At 71.9% G+C, this 21,946-nt stretch carries 22 protein-coding genes; 12 read left to right on the top strand and 10 right to left on the bottom strand.

Annotated features, from left to right (window positions below; all coding sequences use genetic code 11):
- Positions 1-2: 2 nt before the first annotated feature.
- Entirely contained in the window at positions 3-1,229 is a 1,227-nt protein-coding gene (locus IF06_RS0109000; protein WP_030270184.1) for a helix-turn-helix domain-containing protein, read from the bottom strand.
- Between the two features lie 368 nt (positions 1,230-1,597).
- On the opposite strand from IF06_RS0109000, the gene amcA (IF06_RS33895) reads away from it, so the two are divergent.
- From amcA (IF06_RS33895) to IF06_RS0108970, 7 genes are all read left to right on the top strand, one after another.
- Positions 1,598-1,762 (top strand): multiple cyclophane-containing RiPP AmcA, encoded by a 165-nt coding sequence (gene amcA, locus IF06_RS33895; protein ID WP_013284417.1) that lies wholly within the window; start codon positions 1,598-1,600, stop codon positions 1,760-1,762.
- Positions 1,759-2,106, top strand: a complete 348-nt coding sequence (locus IF06_RS0108995) for a hypothetical protein (RefSeq protein ID WP_013284418.1) — start codon at positions 1,759-1,761, stop codon at positions 2,104-2,106. The genes amcA (IF06_RS33895) and IF06_RS0108995 overlap by 4 nt, the downstream gene beginning before the upstream one ends.
- On the top strand, positions 2,103-3,239 hold the full coding sequence (gene amcB, locus IF06_RS0108990) for a cyclophane-forming radical SAM peptide maturase AmcB (protein WP_013284419.1): 1,137 nt from the start codon (positions 2,103-2,105) through the stop codon (positions 3,237-3,239). The genes IF06_RS0108995 and amcB overlap by 4 nt, the downstream gene beginning before the upstream one ends.
- On the top strand, positions 3,236-3,418 hold the full coding sequence (amcA, locus tag IF06_RS0108985) for a multiple cyclophane-containing RiPP AmcA (protein WP_013284420.1): 183 nt from the start codon (positions 3,236-3,238) through the stop codon (positions 3,416-3,418). Before amcB ends, amcA (IF06_RS0108985) begins: the two co-directional genes overlap by 4 nt.
- Positions 3,419-3,480: 62 nt before the next feature.
- Positions 3,481-4,143, top strand: a complete 663-nt coding sequence (locus tag IF06_RS0108980) for a pentapeptide repeat-containing protein (RefSeq protein WP_013284421.1) — start codon at positions 3,481-3,483, stop codon at positions 4,141-4,143.
- A gap of 138 nt (positions 4,144-4,281) precedes the next feature.
- Positions 4,282-5,610: an MFS transporter gene (locus tag IF06_RS0108975; protein ID WP_013284422.1), complete on the top strand. Its 1,329-nt coding sequence runs from the start codon at positions 4,282-4,284 to the stop codon at positions 5,608-5,610.
- Complete coding sequence (locus tag IF06_RS0108970; RefSeq protein WP_030270182.1) at positions 5,607-7,364, top strand: glycoside hydrolase family 2 protein; 1,758 nt, start codon at positions 5,607-5,609, stop codon at positions 7,362-7,364. Before IF06_RS0108975 ends, IF06_RS0108970 begins: the two co-directional genes overlap by 4 nt.
- Here IF06_RS0108970 and IF06_RS0108965 read toward each other — a convergent pair.
- Positions 7,349-8,329 carry a DUF2804 domain-containing protein gene (locus IF06_RS0108965; RefSeq protein WP_030270179.1) on the bottom strand — a complete coding sequence of 327 codons (981 nt, stop codon included), beginning with the start codon at positions 8,327-8,329 and terminating at the stop codon, positions 7,349-7,351. The genes IF06_RS0108970 and IF06_RS0108965 overlap by 16 nt on opposite strands.
- A 45-nt stretch (positions 8,330-8,374) precedes the next feature.
- The gene (locus IF06_RS0108960) at positions 8,375-9,877 is read right to left on the bottom strand and encodes a sigma-70 family RNA polymerase sigma factor (RefSeq protein ID WP_030270178.1); all 1,503 of its coding nucleotides are present in this window, start codon (positions 9,875-9,877) and stop codon (positions 8,375-8,377) included.
- 112 nt (positions 9,878-9,989) lie between these two features.
- Here IF06_RS0108960 and IF06_RS0108955 point away from each other — a divergent pair, with 112 nt between their 5' ends.
- Both IF06_RS0108955 and IF06_RS0108950 read left to right on the top strand, forming a co-directional pair.
- A complete protein-coding gene (locus IF06_RS0108955; RefSeq protein ID WP_232236641.1) occupies positions 9,990-10,298 on the top strand; it encodes a hypothetical protein in 309 nt (102 codons plus the stop codon).
- Complete coding sequence (locus IF06_RS0108950) at positions 10,299-12,953, top strand: DUF4132 domain-containing protein (RefSeq protein ID WP_232236640.1); 2,655 nt, start codon at positions 10,299-10,301, stop codon at positions 12,951-12,953.
- 27 nt (positions 12,954-12,980) lie between these two features.
- Here the strand turns inward: IF06_RS0108950 and IF06_RS0108945 are convergent, their stop codons facing one another.
- Entirely contained in the window at positions 12,981-14,693 is a 1,713-nt protein-coding gene (locus tag IF06_RS0108945) for a Na+/H+ antiporter (protein WP_030270173.1), read from the bottom strand.
- A gap of 64 nt (positions 14,694-14,757) precedes the next feature.
- On the opposite strand from IF06_RS0108945, the gene IF06_RS0108940 reads away from it, so the two are divergent.
- Positions 14,758-15,495 (top strand): Clp protease N-terminal domain-containing protein, encoded by a 738-nt coding sequence (locus IF06_RS0108940; protein ID WP_013284429.1) that lies wholly within the window; start codon positions 14,758-14,760, stop codon positions 15,493-15,495.
- Positions 15,496-15,543: 48 nt separating this feature from the next.
- Here the strand turns inward: IF06_RS0108940 and IF06_RS0108935 are convergent, their stop codons facing one another.
- Positions 15,544-16,062, bottom strand: coding sequence for a hypothetical protein (locus IF06_RS0108935; protein ID WP_013474282.1), 519 nt, complete (start codon positions 16,060-16,062; stop codon positions 15,544-15,546).
- A gap of 108 nt (positions 16,063-16,170) precedes the next feature.
- Positions 16,171-16,356, bottom strand: coding sequence for a hypothetical protein (locus tag IF06_RS0108930; RefSeq protein ID WP_013284431.1), 186 nt, complete (start codon positions 16,354-16,356; stop codon positions 16,171-16,173).
- A 230-nt stretch (positions 16,357-16,586) separates the two neighbouring features.
- Between IF06_RS0108930 and IF06_RS0108925 the strand changes: the two genes are divergently transcribed.
- Complete coding sequence (locus tag IF06_RS0108925; RefSeq protein WP_030270171.1) at positions 16,587-17,252, top strand: GNAT family N-acetyltransferase; 666 nt, start codon at positions 16,587-16,589, stop codon at positions 17,250-17,252.
- Between the two features lie 183 nt (positions 17,253-17,435).
- On the opposite strand, the gene IF06_RS0108920 is transcribed toward IF06_RS0108925, so the two are convergent.
- The 4 genes from IF06_RS0108920 to IF06_RS0108905 form a co-directional block, all read right to left on the bottom strand.
- Positions 17,436-18,137, bottom strand: coding sequence for a TetR family transcriptional regulator (locus IF06_RS0108920; protein ID WP_013284433.1), 702 nt, complete (start codon positions 18,135-18,137; stop codon positions 17,436-17,438).
- The gene (locus tag IF06_RS0108915) at positions 18,076-18,558 is read right to left on the bottom strand and encodes a thiol-disulfide oxidoreductase DCC family protein (RefSeq protein WP_030270169.1); all 483 of its coding nucleotides are present in this window, start codon (positions 18,556-18,558) and stop codon (positions 18,076-18,078) included. The genes IF06_RS0108920 and IF06_RS0108915 overlap by 62 nt, the downstream gene beginning before the upstream one ends.
- A complete protein-coding gene (locus tag IF06_RS0108910; RefSeq protein ID WP_013284435.1) occupies positions 18,555-18,989 on the bottom strand; it encodes a hypothetical protein in 435 nt (144 codons plus the stop codon). The genes IF06_RS0108915 and IF06_RS0108910 overlap by 4 nt, the downstream gene beginning before the upstream one ends.
- A gap of 122 nt (positions 18,990-19,111) precedes the next feature.
- A complete protein-coding gene (locus IF06_RS0108905) occupies positions 19,112-20,563 on the bottom strand; it encodes a glycoside hydrolase family 3 N-terminal domain-containing protein (protein WP_030270166.1) in 1,452 nt (483 codons plus the stop codon).
- Between the two features lie 124 nt (positions 20,564-20,687).
- Here IF06_RS0108905 and IF06_RS0108900 point away from each other — a divergent pair, with 124 nt between their 5' ends.
- A complete protein-coding gene (locus tag IF06_RS0108900; protein WP_013284437.1) occupies positions 20,688-21,893 on the top strand; it encodes an ROK family transcriptional regulator in 1,206 nt (401 codons plus the stop codon).
- Positions 21,894-21,946: the final 53 nt, after the last annotated feature.

Here is a 21,946-nt window from a genome sequence, read left to right as displayed (position 1 = left end):
AGCTACCAGCGCGGCCCTCCCGACCGAACGCCCATCCGGTCGCTGAGTTCGACGGCCAGTCGAGGTGGTCGGGGGCGGGTGAGGATGTCCCGGACGAGGTCGCGGGAGAGCCGGTGGTAGCGCACCTGGTCGGGGCCGATGACCTCGGCGTCCAGAAGCGCCGCGAGCGCGTCGTCGATGCGGTTCCACCGGGCAAGGGCTCGGGCGGTCTCGATGGCGTGCCGAACCTGCCGCTCGACGGGCACGGTGCTGGTGTCGAGTGGGGCGCCGATGGCGATGGCGCGTTGCACGTCGCCGAGTTCCATTGCCACGGTCGTCTTGTGGATCGACACGTTGGTCGGGCCGAATGCGGTCCACACGTGGTTGCCATCGGCACCGAGTCGCCGTGCGGCGGCATCGGCTTCGGCGATGTGGGTGTCGGCGGAGGCGCGGTCGTCGTCCCGGGCGGCGGCCAGCGCGCAGACCAGGTGCAGGCTGCCGTAGACCGACAGCAGTTGCGGAGTCGGCTTGGCGAGCCGTGGTCCCAGGAACTGCGCCGCCGTGGCGGCGAGGCCCCGGGCTTGGGCATATTCACCGATGGACGCCAGCGAGTGCGCGGCGGAGCGGCTGAGTGAGCCGATGACGACGTGATCGTGGCTGGCGTTCGCGGCGGCCAGCCCTCGGCTGGCGGCGGTCCACGCGAGGTCACCTTCGCCGAGCTTGGTGAGGAACAACGCGGCGAGTTGGTGGGCGTAGGCGGTCATCGCATGTGCGCGCCGGCCGTCGTCTCCGTCGTACGCCTCGGTGGCGGTGAGGCAGTCGTGGATGAGGTAGGGCAGCCGGCGGGCGAGGGTGCCATAACGGGAGTGCTGGTAGGCGGTCCAGATCTCGGCGACATCGATCTCGATCTCGCGTAGGGTGAGGGCCTCGACATCGCCCGTGCGGGCCAGCGTTGGCGCGAGGTGACGATAGTCGTGGAGAGCGGCCCGCAGGGCGGGGATAGTTTCGCGTCCCGAGTCGTCCGACCACTCGAACAGGCTCGGTGCACCGATCAGGTCGCCGAGGGACACGTCGAGGGCCTTGGCGATCGCGCGTATGACCGACAGCCGGTCCAGGTCGGCCCGGTTCGTTTCGACCTTGCGTAACCACTCCTGCGTCTTGCCGACCAGACCGGCCAGCACCTCCTGGGAGAGCCCTCGCCGACGCCGGTAGAAGGCGACGCGCTGGCCGATCGTCATGTCGTCCGTCATCCCTCGCACACCATCACCCTGCCCGCTGAAGGCTGCTGGACCCGGTACGGATTTTCCCGGTCCTCCGAAGGGGTCGCCCCTACGTTCAGTTCACCTCGGATCAACGGCACGTGTCGATGCCGGTGTCGGGATGACTGACAGGAGCTGCAGATGGAGGGATCGATGAGCGGCGCTCCACACCACGGTCTGGGCCGCTGGCTCGGCCCGTCCGGGAGCGAACTGTCTCGAGGCTTTCCCCGCCTGCGTACCGCCATGAGGGCTGCGTGGGTGGGTGATCGGCGGTCCGCTCCCAGCCGCCGTGGTGCGGCGGCGGGCTCGCCGATCCCCCGGCGAGCCCGCCGCTCATCGTCCCTGGTGGGGGTGGCGGCATGACGGTGTACGTCTCGCGTAACGCCATGGCCGGCCAGTCCCGGCTTCCCGAGCCGAGGTGGACGGCCTCGCCGGGACGGGTGTGGCCGGCTGATCTGCCGCTTCTCACCTTCGTGTGGCGTCGGCTGTTCGAGCAGCAAGCCCGCGAGGGCGGTCGCCGGTGACCGGGCCACAGCGCCGTCTCGCGGCGAACCGGCTCGCGCCAGCCGAGGTGGAACATCTGCCGATGCGCCCGCTGTGGCGGTGTCGCCGGTGCGGTCAGCCGTGGCCCTGCGGCGCGGCGAAGCTCGCGCTTCTGGCCGAGTACCGAGAAGTGCCGGTGAGCCTGTTCCTCTACCTGGCCGGCTGCCTGCACGACGCGATAGATGACCTGCACCGGCTGAACCCGAGCGTCACGGGCAGCGCCGCCGACATGTTCGACCGGTTCCTCGGCTGGCCCGCCCGCCACACCCACGCCTACCGCGTCAGTACCACCACGGCCGTCAGCATCGAGGAGGCCACCTCGTGAACGGTATCGGACTCATCGACTCCACCGGCCAGCCGGCGGTCGCTGGCAGCTTCCACACCCTGGTCGTGCAGCCGACGAGCTTCTGCAACCTAGACTGCACCTACTGCTACCTGCCCGACCGGAGATCCCTGCGTCTGATGAGCGGCGCGGTCGCGCAGGCTTGCGCCGAGTCGATCGCCCAGCAGAACAGCGGTCATCCGGTGAGTGTCGTGTGGCACGGGGGCGAACCCACCGCCACACCCATCGGGCTGTTCCGGGATCTGCTGGCCCCGTTCGAGGAGCTGCGGCGCGCGGGGCTGGTGTGTCACGAGATCCAGACGAACGCGACGCTGATCAACCGCCAGTGGTGCGAGCTGTTCACCACCTACGGGTTCGAGGTCGGGGTCAGCATCGACGGACCGGGCGCGTTGAACCGCAACCGCCTCGACCGGGCCGGCAACCCGACGGACGCCCGCACCCTGCGCGGCATGCACATGCTGGCCGGCACGGGGCTGAGGTACTCGGTGATCTGTGTGGTCACCCCGGAAACCATCGAACACGCGGACGCACTCGTCGACTTCTTCACCGGCCTGCCGGGCTGCGAGTCTGTGGGTTTCAACATCGAAGAGCAGGAGGGCGCCGACCGCGCACCGGTCGCGGAGGATGACGCGTACCGGTTCTGGCAGCAGCTCATCGCACGGCGCGTCGGCGGCAGCACGCTGCGGATCCGCGACGTGGACCGCCTGGCCGACTATATTGCCGCCACCCGCTCCGGCCACGTCGATCACGCGCCCTACGAGCCGATCCCGACCGTCTCCTGGGATGGGCAGGTGGTGCTGCTGTCACCGGAGCTGCTCGGCATCACCGAGCCGCGATACGGCGATTTCATTGCCGGCAACGTCCTCCAACAGCCGATCACCGCCATGCTTGCCGGCGCCGGCGACCTGGACTACGTCGCCGAGTTCCTTACGGCCCTCAACGACTGCGCCGACCACTGCGCCTTCTACGACTTCTGCCGGGGCGCGCAGGCCGGCAACCGCTACTTCGAGCACGCGACGTTCACCGCCCGAGAAACGACCTACTGCCGAACCACCCGACAGGCCCTCGTCCGCGCCGCCGCGGACCACCTCACCCCGCAAGGAGAAGCACCATGACCAAGGCCCTTGCAGTCCTCATCAACGCCGCACCCGAGCACCTCGCCCGCCTCGGCGTCGACCCGCAGCGGTCGGTAGCGTCGATCGACGCGGCGAAGTTCGACAACCGCCCCACCTGGGACAACAAGGGTAAGTTCGACAGCCGACCCGGCTGGGACAACTGGAACAAGAAGAAGTAGCCCTCCGCGACGGGACGCGCGGGGTGGCGTGCCCACCCCGCGCCCACACAGGTTGAGGACACATGCGCACCACCACGATCGGCGACCTGAAGATCCTGCTGCCGGACCTCGATCCGGACGACCTCGACACCACCACGGACCTCGCCGACGGCCTCACCGAGGCACTCGTCAACGGCGCGGCGTGGCGCGGCTCGCACCTCGAGGACGCCAGTATCCGCAGCAGCCTGATCGCTGGCGCGGACCTGAGCGAGAGCACCTGGGAAGCCGGCAGCCTCTACGGCTGCGAGATCACCCGCACCGACTTCTCCGGAGCGACCCTGACCGGCATCACCGTCGAACGCTGCGCGATCACCGGCTCCCGGTTCACCGGCGCGAGACTCACTGACGTACGCCTCAAGGACGTCCTGTTCGACGGCTGCCGCTTCGACTACGCCAGCCTCCAGCGCGTCGCCGCCGCCGGCTCGGTCGCGTTCACCGACTGCACTCTCACGAACGGCGCGTGGTCTTCCTGCCGACTACCTCGCCTGGTGTTGCGGTCGTGTGACCTCGCCGGTCTGGAACTGGACTCCTGTCACCTCGACGGGACCGATCTGCGGGGCAGCCGCCTCCACGGTCTCAAGACGTCGCTGGACAACCTGCGCGGTGTCACGCTCGGCGAGGACCAACTTCCTGACCTCACCCAGCTGACCGTCGCCGCCCTCAACCTCGCCGTCCGCAAAGACTGATGACGAAGGCCATGGTCCGGCTACTCCGTACCAGGGCCTTTTCGTCGTGCCCGCTCTCCAGCGGCGGCGTGGCCGACCCCGGACCCATCGACGGCCGGACGGGACGGATCATATTCTGATCCGTCGAAGGAGGCCGTCGTGTCCGCCACCCGGAGCGTGCTCACCCCGGCCACGTCGGCCGGTCCAGCCGGCCTGCGGCCCCGCACCTGGACCGCGCTGATCGTCCTCGGACTCGTCGGGCAGATGGCCTGGACCATCGAGAACATCTACCTGAACCTGTTCGTGTACGACACGATCACCGACGATCCGAACGCGATCGCCACGATGGTCGCCGCCAGCGCCGTGACCGCCACCGTCGCCACCCTGCTGCTCGGCGCCCTCTCCGACCGGACCGGCCGGCGCAGGTCGTTCATCGCCGGCGGCTACCTGCTGTGGGGCGTCTCCACAGCCGCCTTCGGCTTCCTGACAGTGGGTTTCGTGGAGGACATCGCGCCCGTGGCGAACGTCGTGCTGGTCACGGCGATCGCGGTCATCACGCTGGACTGCCTGATGTCCTTCCTCGGCTCCGGGGCCAACGACGCGGCGTTCCAGGCGTGGGTCACCGACGTGACGGTGCCGGCGAACCGCGGCCGGGTCGAGTCGGTGCTCGCCATCATGCCGCTGGTCTCGATGCTGGTGATCTTCGGCGGGTTCGACGGGCTGGCCCGCGCCGGGAACTGGCAGCTGTTCTTCGTGGTCATCGGCGCGATCATGGCGGTGGCCGGGGTGCTGGCCTGGTTCCTGGTCGAGGACAGCCCGTCAGTCGTTCGGCACGAGGGCGGCTACCTGCGGGCTGTCGTCCATGGTCTGCGCCCGGCTGCCATGCGGGCCAACCCGGGGCTCTACCTCGCGCTGGCGGCCTGGTCGATCTGGGGGATCTCCACGCAGGTGTTCCTGCCGTATCTGATCATCTACCTGCAGCGGTACCTGAGAATCGAGGGGTACGCCGTCGTCCTGGCCGTCGTCCTCGTCACGGCGTCGGCGGTGAGCGTGGTCGGCGGTAGGCTCATCGACCGCGTCGGCAAGGTGCGTTTCCTGCTGCCGGCGGTCGTGGTCTACGGCACCGGCCTGGCGCTCATGTTCCTCGCCCGCGGCATGGTTCCCGTGATCGCCGCCGGGATCGTGATGATGTCGGGCTTCATGCTCGTCCTCGCCCCGATCGGCGCCCTCGTCCGCGACTACTCACCACCGGGCCGGGCCGGCCATGTCCAAGGGCTGCGGATGGTCTTCGCCATCCTCATTCCGATGCTCGTCGGCCCGTACCTCGGCGCCGCCGTGATCACCGGCGCCGGCGAGGTCTACGAGGATCTCGGCGTGGTGAAGCAGGTCCCGACGCCGGGCATCTTCCTCATGGCACTGGCCGTGCTGGTCCTCATCGCGGTGCCGGCCGTGGCCCTGCGGCGGCGGGAGCAGGGGGCCCCGGCATGACGCTGCTGACCCCGTGGGGTGCCACGCTCGACGCGGAGCGTGTCCTGCCCGACTATCCCCGTCCCCAGTTCGCCCGGGACAGCTGTCTCAACCTCAACGGCCGGTGGGAGTACGCGATCACCGGCTCGCCCACCGAGCCCGAACGCTACGACGGCCATATCCTCGTGCCGTTCTCGCCGGAGTCCGCGCTCTCCGGCGTCGGGCGGCAGCTCCAGCCGGGCGAGACGCTCTGGTACCGCCGTCCGCTGACCCTCCCGGCGGGCTTCCACGCCGCCGGCTCGCGCCTGTTGCTGCACTTCGGCGCGGTCGACCAGACCTGCCGGGTCTACCTGAACGACGTCCCGGTCGGCGGCCACACCGGCGGGTATCTGCCGTTCACCTGCGACATCACCGACGCGCTCCGCGAGGACGCCAACGTCCTGGTCGTGGCGGTCCAGGACGACAGCGACACCGGCCACCACTCCCGGGGCAAGCAGCGGCTGCGCCGTGGCGGCATCTGGTACACCGCCCAGTCCGGGATCTGGCAGACGGTGTGGGCCGAGAGCGTGCCCGCCGTACACCTGCGGCACCTCACCCTGACGCCGCTCCTCGACGAGAGGTGCGTCGAGGTGACGGCGCACGCGACGGCGGATGCCGGCGACGCCGGCATCCGGATCCTGGCTGACGGCATCGCGGTGGCCGAGGCCACCGCGCCGGTCGGCGTGGCGGTGCGCATCCCGATCCCTGAGGTACGGCAGTGGAGCCCGGAGGATCCGTTCCTCTACGACGTGACCGTCGAGCTGGGCGCGGATCGGGTACGCAGCTATTTCGGCATGCGCTCGTTCGGTGTCGGACCGGACGGGGACGGCGTGCCCCGCCTGCTGCTCAACGGCCGGCCGTACTTCCACGCCGGGATCCTCGACCAGGGCTACTGGTCGGACGGCATGTACACGGCGCCTTCCGACGAGGCGATGATCGCCGACATCGCCACGATGAAGCGGCTCGGGTTCACCATGCTGCGCAAGCACATCAAGATCGAGCCGCTGCGCTGGTATTACCACTGCGACCGGCTGGGGATGCTGGTCTGGCAGGACATGGTCAACGGCGGCAGCGGTTACCACCCGCTGGTCGTCACCGCGCCGGCGGTGACGCCGCTGCGGCTGCCCGACCGGGGCCGGTTGCGGCGCTGGTTCGGCCGCGCCGACGCCGGGGGACGGGCCCGGTTCCGGACCGAGATGCGCGACACCGTCGAGCATCTGCGCAACGTGGTGGGCCTCGCCGTGTGGGTGCCCTTCAACGAGGGCTGGGGGCAGTTCGACGCGGCCCGGATCGCCCGCGACGTCGCCGAACTCGACCCCACCCGTACTGTCGACCACGCCAGCGGATGGCACGACCAGCGTGGGGGTGACCTGCGCAGCCTGCACGTGTACTTCCGCCGCTTCCGGGTGCCGCGGCGACGCGGTGACCGCCGGGTGCTGGTGCTGTCCGAGTACGGCGGCTACAACCTGCGCGTCGACGGGCACGCGTTCAGCCGCAAGGATTTCGGCTACCGGCGGTGCCGGAGCACCGAGGAACTGGCGGAGGCGTTCACGCGGCTGCACACCGAGCAGATCGTGCCCGCGATCCGGGCCGGTCTGAGCGCGACCGTCTACACCCAGCTGTCCGACGTGGAGGACGAGCTCAACGGCCTGCTCACGTACGACCGGCGCGTGGTCAAGCTTCCCGAGGAAGTGGTGCGGCAGGTCAACGCACAGCTGCGTCACCAGCGGTTCTGAGCCTCCTCCGCCCACCCGACGAGGCCGTCCAGAGCCACCCGCTCGCCGTCGTCCGCCTGGGCCCAGCCGGAGAAGTGCCCGAAGCACTGGTGGGTCTCGCTGGCCACGACGCCGAGGTTGGTGCGCGAGATCTTCTCGTGGAACGGGTGGAACTCCACCTCGACCCGATCACCGCTGATCCGCCACGGCCGCAGCCAGTCGTGGCGGTCGTAGCTCCAGTGCAGTTCGGCGCCGAGCTTGTGCAGCCGGCCGCCGACGAACAGCGCGTTCTCGGTCGAGCCGGTGCCGTCGGTCCACTTGCCGCCGAGCTGGATCGACACGTCCGGTCCGCTGCCCGCCGCCCAGTTCCACGTGATCGCGTACGGCCACTTGCCCCGGCCGTGGTCGAGCACGGCGAACGAGTCCCGTTCGGGCACGACGTGCGTCGTGCCGTTCACCCGTAGCGAGCCGCGCACCGGACGCCCGACGTCCTTGACCGTGTACTGGAACCGGCGCGTGCTCCACGGGACCACGACGCCGAGCGACTCGTGGCCGGGCGGGAGCGGCACCACGAGGTCGATCTCGATGCCCGGTGCGGTGGCACGGATGGTGCTGCCCTCGGTGGTCTGGTCGATGTCGATCGACAGGCTGCCCCCGCGCACGTACACGGTGCCCACGCCGCTGACCGGCGGCAGCACGGCGCCACGGGCGAAGGGGACCACGACGTCCTTGCCGGTCTCGACCTTCGTGGCGCGGTCGAGCACGTAGACGCCGTGCACCCCGGCGTAGTCCAGCGACGACGCGACGAGGCCGACGATGTGGGTGGGCGTCACGATCCCCCAGTACTCCCAGCGCTTGGCCCTTCCCCAGCCGCGCAGGTTCGCCTGGTGCAGCGGCCGGCGGGTCCAGCCGACCGCGGCGGGGTTGAGCCGCCCGTCCGGCATGCACAGGTCGACCGGCTCGACGATCTCCTTCTCGTGCGTCATCAGGGGAGCGTAGCGACCGCCGACGACCGTGGTCCGGGCCCGCTCTCAGTAGTCGATGTTGATGGCGGCGACCTGGCGGCTGCCGTTGGAGACGATGGCCGGGCCGGCGAAGCGGGAACCGGTGTACGTCAGCGCCGTCTTGTGGCCGGGACTGTTGAACCACGCCTCGATCATCTGCTCGGGCGTGGCGGTGCCGGACGACGCGAACAGCACCTCGTGCCCGCAGTGCTTCAGCCCGCTGCCGGCGTTCAGGTTCTGCCGTACGCAGGCCTCCGCGTCGCGGTGCTGCGCCGCGCCGAGCTTGACCTCGGTCAGCCCGAGCGCGCGACGCCGCTCGTTGAGCAGCACCAGCAGCCGCCGTTCCGCGGCGGAGACACCCGTCGACGTGCCGGCCGACCGGGACGGCGACGGAGTCGGCTTCGGTGACGGCTTCACCGACCTGGCGGGACTCGGGCGCGCCGTGGTGGGGGACGGTTTCACCGTGGTCGCTGAAGGCTCCACCGGGGTCGGGGAGGGCGTGAGCGCCGGTGTGGCGGTCGCGGCCGAGGGCTGCGCGGCTGCCGCGCTCGCCGGCTGCCGGCCCGGCTCCTCCGGGTAGTTGGCGAGAACGAGCCCGCCCCCGCCGAGCACGGCGACGGCGGCGACGACGCCGATCAGGGTCTTGGACAGGGAGAGCGTCGACCGCGCCCCGGCGGTCACGATCTGCGCGCCGGGCGGTACGACGTGCGACGGCGAGGCGACGGTGCGCAGGTGGTGCGTGACGTCCGAGGCGAGCCCGGCCGGGATCGGGGTGAGCGCCAGGCCGGCCAGCAGCCGCTCGGCGGGGACCAGGTCGTTCGTCGCGTCCGGGCAGTGCGGGCAGTCCCGGATGTGGCGGGCGAACCGCTTGCGCCACACCGGCGCGGGTCGGCGGTCCCAGCCGCCGGCCGTGTCGGCCAGGCCGGCGCAACCGGGCCGGGCGGTGAGGGCCCGTACGACCAGCCGGGCGGTGTCCAGCTGCGCCTTCATCCGGGAGACGCGCACTGTCACGTGGTGCGGGGCCAGCTTCAGGGCGTCGACCAGGTCGGCGCGGCTGAGGTGACCGGCCTCGACCAGCCACCACAGCGACAGCAGGTGGCGGTGGTCGTCGTCCAGCCAGCGCGTGGCCAGGACGACCTCCCGGCGCTGGTCGGCGAGGCGGAGCTGGGTCAGGGTCAGGTCCTCGAAGTCCGAGCGCGGGTCGATCACGTTGTCGATGTCCTCCGGCGGCGCCGGTGTGGTGTGCCGGCGCTGCGTGTGGGTGCGGATCTCGTTCATGGTGACGGCGACGAGCCACGAGCGGAAAAGCTGCGGCTCGCGTACGCCCGGCAGCCCGCGGACCACGCTCAGCATCGTGTTCTGCACCACGTCGTCGACGTCCGCCGACCGGTTCAGGGCCCGGCCCACGATGTTGTAGACCAGCGGCAGACAGTGCGAGACCAGCTCGTCCACCGCCGCCCGGTCGCCGCGGCGTGCCGCGTCCACCACCGTCGACATGTCGGCCCTGCCCGGGTACGCGTGAGAGGACACGCTCACAACCTCGCCTTCACGGAACGATCTCGTACACGGTGGAGACTGTCCGGTACGCGGTCAGGTCACACAAATGTGTGCGGTGTCGGTGGGAGGCGTTACCTTCTCCGCCATGCCATTGATCACAGTCACCGACGAGGTCGTCGGCGCTCCGAGCGGGCCCACGTGGACCATCGAGGTCTTCGAGGAGGAGGTACGCCTCGACGAGCTGATCCGGCGGCGGGTATCGCTGGAGATCGCCGAGTCCGGTGTGGACGTCGACGCGGGGGAGCGCACCCGTCTGACGCTCGACGCGTTCCGCCGCAACGCCTTCGTGGTGCTCGTCGACGACCGCCAGGTGACCGACCTGGGCGAGAAGATCCACCTGCACGCCGGATCCCGGGTCACCTTCCTCAAACTCGTCCCACTGGTGGGTGGCTGAGTGGACACGCAGGACGTGCAGGCGGCACTGCGCGAGGTGGTCGACGCCGCCAGTGGCTGGCGCGAGAGCGACGACCAGGCCTTCAACGAGCATCACCTGCGGCACTTCCTCGACGGTGTGGTGGCCGTGTTCGGCTGGGCGCCGGCCGGTTCGGTTCCGGCGCTGCTCGCCGCGCTCAACGACACGCGCCGGTCCGGTGATCCCGCTCCGCCGCAGGAGGAGCTGCTGTCGGAGGCCGTGCGGAAGGCCGAGTCGGTTGCCGCCGCCGTGACCGACCTGGCCGGCGACGACGCGGATCATGACCGCCGTGCCGCCGCCGCGCTGACAATGGTCGGCCACCTGCCAGGGCGGCCGCACCAGGACGTGAGCGTGTGGGACCGGGCCCGGGGCGAGGCGTGGCGCCGGACGGAAGAACTTCTGGCCGCGCAACCGGCGCCGGTGCGCCAGGTGGTCTTCGACGCGCTGACGGTGCCGGGGGAGAGCGGTGACAAGCAGACCAGACTGATCCGTGTCGTGCGCTCCGGCGGCGGCCTCGACGGCTCGGCCTGGCTCGGCCGGCTGGGCACTCAGGCCTGGCTGGGATTCAATTACTGGAGTTGGCACCTCAATCGGTTCACCTGGGAGGCCATCCAGGCGGAGGCGTCGGCCGGGCGGGTGAACCCGGCGGCGCTGGCGACCTGGCGCCGGACCCGGCTCGAACGTTCGCTGAGCGACATCAGCGACGAGGCCGAACGGATGTGGCCGATCCCCAACGTCGGTGAGCAGTGGGCCGACCGCGCGATCGCGGACGTCGAGGCGATGCCGGCGGATCGCCGGTCCGCGTGGGAGGCGCTGCTGGCGCACTGTCCGGTCGAGGTGGACAAGGCGAAGCCGACGGCCGGTTGGCGCAAGCAGGCCCGGTCGCTGCTCGACGCGGTGGGCGTCGACGATTTCACCGCCCGGCTCGACGACTGGCTCCCGCTCGTCGGGCAGGCGCGCAGCCTGCCGCTGCGCATGACCGCGTGCTGCCCCGGCCACATCGAGGACATGCCACCACGGATGATCGACCGCTACAACGTCGGGCTGCTGTGGGGACTGATCTGGATGCGGACGATGTGCCAGCCGTCCGAGCAGACACTGCGCAGCCTCGGCCAGATCGCGGAACGGGCCGCCCGCAAGATCTCCGGCCACGGCCCGACGAGCCCGAAACTGGCGAACGTCGCTGTGGCGGCGCTCGTCGACACCGATCACCCCGCCGCCCTCGCCCAACTGGCCCGGCTGTCCTCGCGGCTGACCTACAAGAGCACGCTGCGCCTGGTGGAGAAGGGGCTGGCCCGGCACGCCGAGGCGCGCGGTGTCAGCCGGGAGGACGTCGAGGAGATGGCCCTGCCCGGCTTCGGGCTGCCGCTGGCGGACAAGCTGGGCGACTGCTCGTACGAGCTGGAGGTGCGCGGTGTCGACGCCGTAGTGGTGTGGCGCAACGCGGACGGCAAGGTGGTCAAGACGCCTCCGGCCCAGGTGCGCAGGGACCACGGCGACGAGGTGAAGGAGCTGAAGGCGACTGTCGCCGACGTCGCCGCGACGCTCGTCGCCACCCGCGACCGGCTGGAAGGCCTGCTGCGGCGCGACCGTTCGTGGACCGTCGAGCAGTGGCGCGAGCGGTTCCTGGACCATCCGCTGGCCCGTACGCTGGCCCGGCGTCTCATCTGGACCGTCGACGGCGTGGCCTGCTGCTGGGCCGGTGAGGCGCTGCGAACAGTGGACGACACCGTGGTCGAGCCGGCCGACGAGGCGACGGTCCGGTTGTGGCATCCGGTGCTCGACCCCGACGCGGTGGGGCCGTGGCGGGACTTCCTGACCCGGCACGGGATCACCCAGCCGTTCAAGCAGGCGCACCGGGAGCAGTACCTGCTCACCGACGCGGAGCGGGCCACGGGCATGTACTCCAACCGGTTCGCCGCGCACATCGTGCGCCAGCACCGGCTCAACGCGCTGCTGTCCCGGCGCGGCTGGTCGTACGTCCAGCACCGCAACGACGGGGCCTCGTACGACCTGCCCTGGCTGGCCCTCCCGGACTGGGGGCTGCGCGCCGAACTGGGTGTCGCCGGGATCGAGGACCGGGGCGACGACCTCGTGTTCGACACGATGGGGACCGACCAGCTGTTCTTCATCCGGGGAGAGCGCCTGCCGGTTCCGCTGGCGGAGGTGCCGCCGGTCGTACTGAGCGAGGTGATGCGCGACGTCGACCTGTTCGTGGCCGCGGCCGGGGTGGGCGCCGACCCGAACTGGTACGACGGTGGGCCGCAGGGCCGGTATCGCGACTACTGGGCGCAGAGCAGCTTCGGCGAGCTGACCCCGACCGGCCGGACGCGCCGGGACGTGCTGGCGGACCTGATCCCCCGGCTGGCCATCGCCGACCGGTGCACGCTCACCGACAGGTTCCTGGAGGTACGCGGCGACCTGCACACGTACCGCATCCACTGCGGCTCCGGGAACATCCTGATCGCACCGGACGAGCGGTACCTGTGCATCATCCCGGACTCGGCGAAGGCGAAGGAGCCGGAGATGTACCTGCCCTTCGAGGGTGACAGCCGGCTCGCCGAGATCATCAGCAAGGCGTTGCTGCTGGCCGCCGACAAGAAGATCAAGGATCCGGTGATCCTGCGCCAACTGTGAGGCGGCCGGCGGGCGCCGGGCCCGACGTCAGCCCGGCGCCCGCTTCGGCAACAGCAGCTCCTCGTGGTCGAGTTCGCGTTCCAGCACGCGTAGTTCCTCGTCCGGCAGCCGGCCGGAGTCGCGCCACCGCAGCAACTCCTCGCGTTGCGCTTCGAGGACTGTCCTGCGGACCCGCAGCGCCGTCTCGTACTCCGGTGAGGTGGGCAGCTCCGACGAACCGCTCTGCTGGAGCAGGTCGAGCCGCCCTCGGTAGCGGGCCAGCCGGGTCTGCAACTGTGCCCGCGTGGTGTTGACGGCGACCCTGCTGTCCGGCTCCTCGGCGGCGACGAGGTCGAGGCGGGCCAGCGCGGCCTCCACCGCGGCCGAGCGGGCCTCGTTGCGTACCCGGGCCTGGTCAGCCTCGTTGGCGCGCAGGCCGAGCATGCGCACGAGCGGCGCGAACGTCAGGCCCTGCCCGACCAGCGTCACCAGGACGACCACGAAGGTGCAGAACAGCAGCAGGTCACGATCGGGGAAGGGATCTCCGCTACGGGTGGTCAGCGGCAGCGTGAAGATCGCGGCCAGGCTGATCACGCCCCGCGTACCGGACCAGCTCAGGGCCACCACCTCGCGGGAGGTCAGCCCGCGGGCGTTGCGGTCGACGCCGCCGAGCCGGCGTGCGGCATCAGGATCGTCGGTGTCGTCCTGTTCGGCGACGCCACCGAGCCGGGTGTGCAGCGACCGGGGGAGCCACTGGGTCAGGATCAGCCAGGCCGGGCGCAGAAGCAGCACCACGCCGACCGACACGGCGACGGCGATGACGATTGTCGACGTCTCGTACTGGCGCAGGCCCCGCATGACGGCGGGGAGCTGCTGGCCGATCAGCAGGAAGACGAAGCCTTCGAGGAGGAAGTCGACGAGCCGCCACACGGCGTTGGTCTGGAGGCGGGCGGCCCCGGAGCCGAACTGTGGCGTCTGGTGGCCGACGATCAGGCCGGCGACCACCACTGCCAGCACGCCGGAGACGTGCAGCGCCTCGCCGAGCAGGTACGCCACGAACGGCGTCGCGAGCGAGATCGCGTTCGACAGCAGCGGGTCCGCGGTGAGCGGCCGGACCAGCCGTTTCGCCCGTGCGACGACCACGCCCACCGCGATGCCGCCGGCCGCCGCCAGCACGAACTGCCCGATCGCGGCGGGGAACGAGAACGTGCCGCCCACGGCGGCGGCCACAGCGACGCTGAGCATGGTCAGCGCGGTGGCGTCGTTCAGCAGCCCTTCGCCCTGGATGATCGTGACCATCTTCGGCGGCAGGTTGACCCGGCGGCCCACGGCCAGGGCGGCGACCGGGTCGGGCGGCGCGATCGCGGCACCGACAGCGATGCCTGCCGCCAGCGTCGCGCCGGCCACGAACAGGTGGAACCCGATGCCCACGAGCAGTCCGGTGAGGAGCACCAGCACCACGGAGAGGCTGACCACGATCCGCAGGTTGCGGCGGATGTCCAGCAGGGAGGAGTCCAGCGCGGCGCTGTAGAGCAGCGGCGGCAGCACGACCATGAGCACGAGGTCGGGGTCGAGGCTGACGTTGGGGCCGGGGAGCAGCGCGTACGCGATGCCGATGAGTGGCAGCAGCGCGGCTGCCGGCAGGCCGGTCCGGGAGGCCACCCACCGCACGGCGATGACGACCGCGACGGCGGCGAGCACGAACAGCAGTGTCGAATGGGTGCTCACCTCGACCGACAGTACCCGCGTCGAGATCATCATGCGATGCGGACGGTGCCGTCAACCGAGGGTTGACGGTCGCGGATCGTCAACCTATGGTTGACGCATGGAGGAGACCGAACCGCTCAAGATGACCCAGCCGGTACGACTCGACGACCTCATCGACGGCATCAAGAAGGCGCACACCGACGCGCTCGATCAGCTGGCCGGCGCCGTTCTCGTCGCCGACCACCTGGGCGACGTGGCCGACCACCTGATCGGGCACTTCGTCGACCAGGCGCGCCGCTCCGGCGCCTCGTGGACGGAGATCGGCCGCAGCATGGGCGTGACGAAGCAGGCCGCCCAGAAGCGTTCCGCCGCCAAGGCGGAGACCGCCGCCGCGCTCGACCCGAACTCCGGGTTCGGCCGGTTCACCCCGCGCGCCCGCAACGTGGTGCTGGCCTCGCAGGAGGAGGCGCGGGCCGCGGGCAACGCCGAGATCACCCCGGGGCACGTCGCGCTCGGACTGCTCGCCGAGCCGGAAGGGCTGGCCGCCGCGGCGATCGTGGCTCGGGGCGTACCCCTGGAGCGGCTGCGGGAGGTCGTCACCGCGACGCTGCCGGCGAAGGCCGACCCGGTCCCGGACCTGATCCCCTACGACGCACGGGCCAAGAAGGTCCTGGAGCTGACCTTCCGGGAGGCGCTGCGGATGGGGCACAACTACATCGGTACGGAGCACATCCTGCTCGCCCTGCTGGAGGAGGAGGGCGACGACGGCGTGCTGCGCGGCCTCGGCCTGGAGAAGTCCGCGCTGGAGTCGGCGTTCGAGGCGGCGCTCGCCGAGATCACACGGAAAGGGGCCTGACACCGCGCCGGGCACGCGTCACGGGGGCGCGTGCCCGGCGTCCGGGTGTCAGTCTGCGGTGGGGAAGCCGTACCGGGCGGCGTGCTCCGGGTCGGCGGGGTCGACCTGGCGGATGCCGGCGTCGGCCAGCCGCTTGTTCACCTCGTCGAGGTGCTCCCGGACCAGCCGGGCCTCCTCCTCGGTGACCCGGCCGCGGTGCGGGCGCCCGGCGTGCTCGATGGTGCCGTAGTCGATCTTCTCGGTGGCGCGGCGGGCCTTCGGCGGCTTGACCCGCTCGGCGGTCCGCAGCAGCTGCGCCATCGGCACGTCGGTCGCCATCGCGTCGAACTCGCTGGCGGTCAGCACGACCCGGCGCGGCTCACCGTGGCCGTGCCGGTCGTGGATCTCCACCACCGCGACGTCGAGCGCCGCGTCGTCGATGCTCTCCACCTCGACCGCGGTGGCGTCCAGCTGCACGGGGCCGGCGACCAGGTCCGGGTGCTCCAGGACGACGACCTTGACCACCTCGTCGTCGGGGCTGAGCACCTGACCGGTGAAGTCGGAGACGTGGATCGTCTTCTTGCCCATGCGCGGAGCTTCTCCTGTCGTAGGCCGGAAATCGGACCACAAGACGCTACCGCACAGGTGTGCGAAGGCCGGTACGCCCGCCCGGCCGGTGTGTCGCCGCCCGCCCTCTCAGAGGGGCGTGAGGCCACGCCAGGCGGCGGTGCCGGCCGGCTGCGCGTTCAGCTCGGCCCAGGAGAGCGCCCGGTCGCGGGCCTCGCGGTACGCCGGCTGCGCCGGGAACCGTCCGGCGTCTGCGGCGGCCCGCCAGCCGCGCTCCGCGTCCTGCTGGAATCGGTCATTCGGTTCGTGAGGCATGACCACTACCGTCCCAGAGAAACTTGTCCATGTATGGAAATGAATATGACGCAGGGGCGATGCCTTCGGTTCCGCGAAGCGCCGGGGGTTCCTGCGGCCGGTGGCGGAACCAGGAATCGGCGCCCGTCGCTGGCGTGCCGACCCTCTACCCGCGTGCCGCGCGTCTCAACCGCGCCGCGATCGGCGAATTCCGCAGGCACGGGCGCGGCGTCCCGGCGTACCATGATCACGTGCTCGACCGGCGGGTCTTCCTTCATCTGGCGACCTGGTTGGGGCAGTGGCCGGCGGGCCCCGGGCTGCACGTGGTCCGGTCCTACCGCCGCGCCCGCCCGGCCTGGGACGGGCGGCTGCGCCCGGCCGTCGCGGTGACAGCGGGCGGCAGCACCGTCCTCTCGGTGGCCGCCGACCGGGTCGAGGCGGTCCGGACGCTGGTGCGGGACCGGCCGCTCGGCGAGTGGCTGCCCGACCTGCCGGACACGGTCGGCATGCCGGAGTTCATCGCGCACACCTCGGTCTTCCGGTGGTGCACCGACCCGGCGCCGCTGCCCGAGGTGGGGGAGTGGGTGCCGCCCACGCTGGCCGGGTTGCCGCCGTGGCTGCGGCTGTTCGACCGGGAGGTGCTCGTGGTCCGGGGCGCCGACGGCGCGTACCGGGCCGGCGTGGGGATCAAGCGGCACGACGCGTACGGCCACGAGCTGGCGGTGGGCACGGTGCCGACGGCGCGCGGGCGCGGCCTGGCCCGGCGCCTGGTCGCGCAGGCGGCCCGCCGGGTGCTCGACGAGGGGGCAATTCCCACCTACCTGCACGACCCGGGCAACGCGGCGTCCGGCCGGGTGGCCGAGGCGGCCGGGTTCCCGGATCGCGGCCTCACCGCGTTCGGCGTCTTCCCCCGCTGAGCCGGCCCGGATCCCCGGCCTGGCGCGGACCGTGGATCCCGGGCCGGATCCACGGTCCGCTGCTCTCCCCCAGGCCCCGACATCGGTAACGCTATGTGTTAGTGCTGGTGGTCAACAAGGGGTGTGCCACTGTCCGGTTACGGACTCTCACCTGCGCAATCGCTGGCAGGCGCGGCGGCGAAGTCAGTGACGCAGCGTGTGGATCAGTGCGAGCGCCTGACGGGTGACCGGCCGCAGCACGCGCAGCCGGGACAGCCCCACCAGCCGGTCCACGAGCGGCACCACGCCGTCGATGAGCTGCCGGGTCTTGACCTGCCCCTCCGAGCGGTCGTGCACCCAGTAGAGCACCACCCCCATGTAGCCGAGCCAGAGCAGCTCGGGCAGCGCCTCGCGCAGCTCGTCGTCGAGTTTGACGGTGGACCCGGTCAGCGCTTCGCGGAACAGCGCGATCGACATGTCCCGGGGCGCCGACGACTCGGCGGAGAACGGGCTGAGCGGCGAGGTCGGCTCGGCCGCCGTCTTGAAGAAGGCGCCCGCGAACGCGTGGTACGGGCTCAGCACGTCGACGCCCGCGTGCAGCACCCCGGCCAGTCGCGGGCCGAAGTCCCGCTCCCGGGCGAGCACCGGCGCGGCCGCCTCCCGGTGCTCGCGCTGGGTGCCCGCGTAGAACTCCTGGACCAGGTGCTCCTTGGAGCCGAAGTAGTAGTAGGCGTTGCCCACCGCCACGCCTGCCTCCTGGGCGACCGCGCGCATCGTCGTCCGCGCGTATCCGCGCTCGCGGAACAGCCGCATCGCCGTGTCCAGGATCAGCTGACGGGTCTGCTCACCCCGGGCCGTCGACCCCTGTCCACCCGCAGCGGTCGTCGGCGCACTCTGCTCGGTCATCGTCGTCACCGTATCCCGGTTCCCGGATCCGTTCGCGGACCGCTGAGGCCGCCGCCACCACCCGCCGGGCCAGCGGCAGCAGGTGCGGCCGGGCCAGCCGCTCGGCCGTACCGCGATGCTCGGCGAGCGCCCAGAGACAGGCGAACCAGGCGCCGTCGCCGCGGTAGACGGCGCCGGTGTCGGCCACCACCGTCAGGTCGCGCAGTGTGGCGTCGTGGTCCAGGCCGGGGAAGCGCCGCCGGGCCTCGGCGGACCCGGCCGGCACGAACTCCAGCGGTACGAGCTGGGCGCGCGAGGCGAGCCACCGCCGGGCGGCCCGGCACATCGGGCAGTCCGCGTCGAACAGGACGGTGAACCCGCGGATCCCACCGGCCCCGTGCCCGGTGGGATCCTGCCGGCGCCCGCGCGGGGCGGACGTCACCGGGCCGGCGGGTTCGGACCCGCCGGTACCGGTCCGCCCTGCGGCGGGAGCATTCCGACCGGCGGCAGCGGCGGGTGGGTGGCCTGCTGCCGCAGGCGGCCGCGGCGGTAGCGGCCGAGCGCGAAGACGTTGAAGAAGTGCAGCGCGCCGAGCACCAGCAGGACCAGCCCCACCTTCAGCGAGAGCTGCTCCAGCGCCTGGCTGGCGTCGCCGACTGGACCGGACTCCTTCATCGCCACCGTGACGTAGCCGAGGTTGAGCAGGTAGAAGCCGACCACCAGCAGGCTGTTGACCGCCTCGGCCAGCCGGCTGTCGGCGAACACGTCCTGCAGGAACACCAGCCCGTTGCGGGACAGCGCCCGCGCCACCCAGATGGTGAGGCCGATGCTCACCGTCAGGTAGGCCAGGTACATCCAGACCTTCACGTCCATCCCCGTCGCCTCTCTTGAACGTGTTCAAATCTCGGACACCGTGAGCGTACGGCAGAATTTGAACGCGTTCAAGAGAGCGGCCCGCCGCCCTTCAGGGCAGCGGGCCGGGTGGGGCGCGTGGGTCAGGCGGTCAGGCCGAGCGCGTCGGCGGCGGCACGGCCGTTGGCGTGACTGGCGCCGTGGGTGGCGACGAACGCGCGCGCGCCCGCCGGCCGCCACGCGCCCGGCCAGCCCATCTCGACCACAGTCACCTGATGCGTGGCGGCCAGCGCCTCGACCAGCTCGCGCGCGCCGGGCAGCCGGTGCAGGTGCCGGCCGACCAGCACGACCGGCCGGTCCCCGGCGAGTCGCCGCAACTGGTCCGGGTCGGTGTCGCCCGCCACCGCGCGGGCCTGCTCGACCCCGGCGGCCAGGTGCGGGCCGAGCCCCCAGGGCACCCGCCCCTCGGCGATGGTGGAGGTGGCGTGCACCTGCACCACGAGCGGCGCGGTGTCGCGGGTGAGGTCGCCCTCGACGCGTACCGCCCGCAGCGCGGCGGCGTAGCCGAGGCCGTCGACGGCTGAGGGCGGGGCGTCGGCGGGGCCGGTGGCGGCGAGCGCGGCGGTCCGGCCGGCGGCCTCCTCGACCCGCTCCCGAGCCAGCCGGCCGTCGGTGATCGCCGCGACGATCTCGGCGGCGACCGACTCGACCAGCTCGGCGTCCACCCGGGCGCCGATGCACAGCAGGTCCGCGCCGGCGTCCAGGGCCCGGACCGCGCCCGCACCGACCCCGCCGGCGGCGAGCACGGCGCCCTTCATCTCCAGCGCGTCGGTGATGATCGCACCGGTGAAGCCGTACTCGACGCGCAGCAGGTCGTGCAGGACCGCGCGGCTGAACGTGGCCGGGCCGTCGCCGGTCAGCGCCGGCACCCGGATGTGCGCGGTCATCACCGCGCGGACGCCCGCGTCGACGACGGCGGCGAACGGCGGCAGGTCGCGTTCCCGCAGGACCGCCGGGGGCACGTCGACTGTGGGCAGCTCGTGGTGGGAGTCGGCGACGGTGGCGCCGTGCCCGGGGAAGTGCTTGGCGCAGGCGGCCACGCCGGTCGACTGGAGACCGGCGACGGCGGCGGCCGAGTGGACAGCGACCCGCTTCGGGTTCGCCCCGAACGAGCGGGTGCCGATCACCGGGTTCTCGTCGGCGGTGTTCACGTCGACGGTGGGGGCGAGGTCGACTGTGATACCGAGCGCTGCCAGCTCCGCGCCGATCGCCGCGTACACCTGGCGGGTGAGGTCGGGGTCGTCCACCGCGCCGAGCGCGGCGTTGCCCGGGTACGGGCTGCCGGTGGCGTGCGCCAGCCGGGTGACGTCGCCGCCCTCCTCGTCGATCGCCACGATCACGTCGGGGCGGCCGGCGCGCAGCGCTGCCGTGGACGCCGCCACCTGGGCCGGGTCGTGGATGTTGGTGCCGAACAGGGTGTGCCCGGCGAGCCCGTCGGCGAGCAGGTCGACCGCCCAGTCCGGCGCGACCGGTCCCGGGTACGCGGCCAGCAGCGTGCCCAGCGCGAGCCGGCGCAGTCCTGGATCCAGACCCACGAGTATCCCCTTTCCCTGCCGGGTCGTCCGACCTCTGCGGATGGGGGTGGCCGATACGCTAACGGGCACCCCTCGGCAGGCGTTTTGTGGTTAGAAAACTTTACTGAAAATTGAGGACGTTGGCATGAGTGCGACCCGGCTGCCCGGCACCCCCCGACTCCTGCGGGCGCTCAACGATCGTGCGGCCCTGGAGCTGCTGCTCGAACGCGGCCCGCTGACCCGGGCCCGGATCGGTGAACTGACCGGGCTGTCCAAGGTCACCGCGTCCCAGCTCGTCGAGCGGCTGGAGGAGCGCGGCCTGGTCGCCCGGGTCGGCGAGCAGGCCGGCGGGCGGGGCCCGAACGCCCAGCTCTACGCCGTCCGGCCGAGCAGCGCGTACGTGGTGGGCGTGGAGGTGGGCGCGGAGCGGGTGGTGGCGGCCTGCGCCGACATCACCGGTACGGTGGCCGGCCGGGTCGAGCAGTCCACGAAGGACACCGACGACCCGGTCGGCGTGGTGCACAACGCCGTGGTCCAGGCGGCGAGCAGCGCCGGGGCGGAGCTGTCCGCCGTCCGGCGCGTCGTGCTCGGCACCCCCGGCCTGGTCGACCCGCAGACCGGCGACATCACGTTCGCGTTCAACCTGCCGCGCTGGCACAGCGGCCTGCTCGCCGCGCTGCGCGAGGACCTGGACACCCCGGTCGTGTTCGAGAACGACGTGAACCTCGCGGCGGTGGCCGAGGCGCAGTCCGGCGCGGCCCGTGGCACCGCCGACTTCGTGCTGGTCTGGGTGGACGCGGGCGTCGGCCTGGCCATCATGCTGGGCGGCCGGCTGCACCACGGCAGCAGCGGCGCGGCCGGCGAGATCGGCTACCTGCCGGTGCCCGGCGCGCCCATCCCGCGCGACGTGTCCAAGCGGGCCAAGCCGGCGTTCCAGCAGCTCGTCGGCGCCGACGCGGTACGCGCGGTGGCCGCCGAGCACGGTTTCGCCAGCCCGGAGGCGGCGGAGCAGGGCGTCGCGGCGGCCCGGGCCGCCGAGGTGGTACGCGCGGCCATCGCCGCCGGCACCGCCGGTGGTCCGATGCTCGACGAGCTGGCCCGGCGGCTGGCGCTCGGTGTGGCGAGCACCTGCGTGGTGCTGGACCCGCCGCTCGTGGTGCTCGCCGGGGCGGTCGGGCAGGCGGGCGGGGCGGCGCTGGCCGAGCGCGTGCAGCACGAGGTCGCCGCGATCACGCTGGTCCGGCCCCGGGTGGTGACCACCGGGCTGACCGAGGAGCCGATCCTGCGGGGCGCGCTGCGTACCGCGCTGGACGCCGTACGCGACGAGGTGTTCGGCTCGACGGTCGGCTGACCGCGTCGTGCACCCTGGCGCCATGTGAAGGAATCCTTCATCATGGCGTCAGG

The sequence above is a fragment of the Micromonospora globosa genome, assembly GCF_000717585.1.
In the GTDB taxonomy this organism is placed as follows: Bacteria; Actinomycetota; Actinomycetes; order Mycobacteriales; family Micromonosporaceae; genus Micromonospora; species Micromonospora aurantiaca.
The sequence above is the reverse complement of the archived record's forward strand: the minus strand, read 5'-3'. Positions and strand labels throughout refer to the sequence as shown.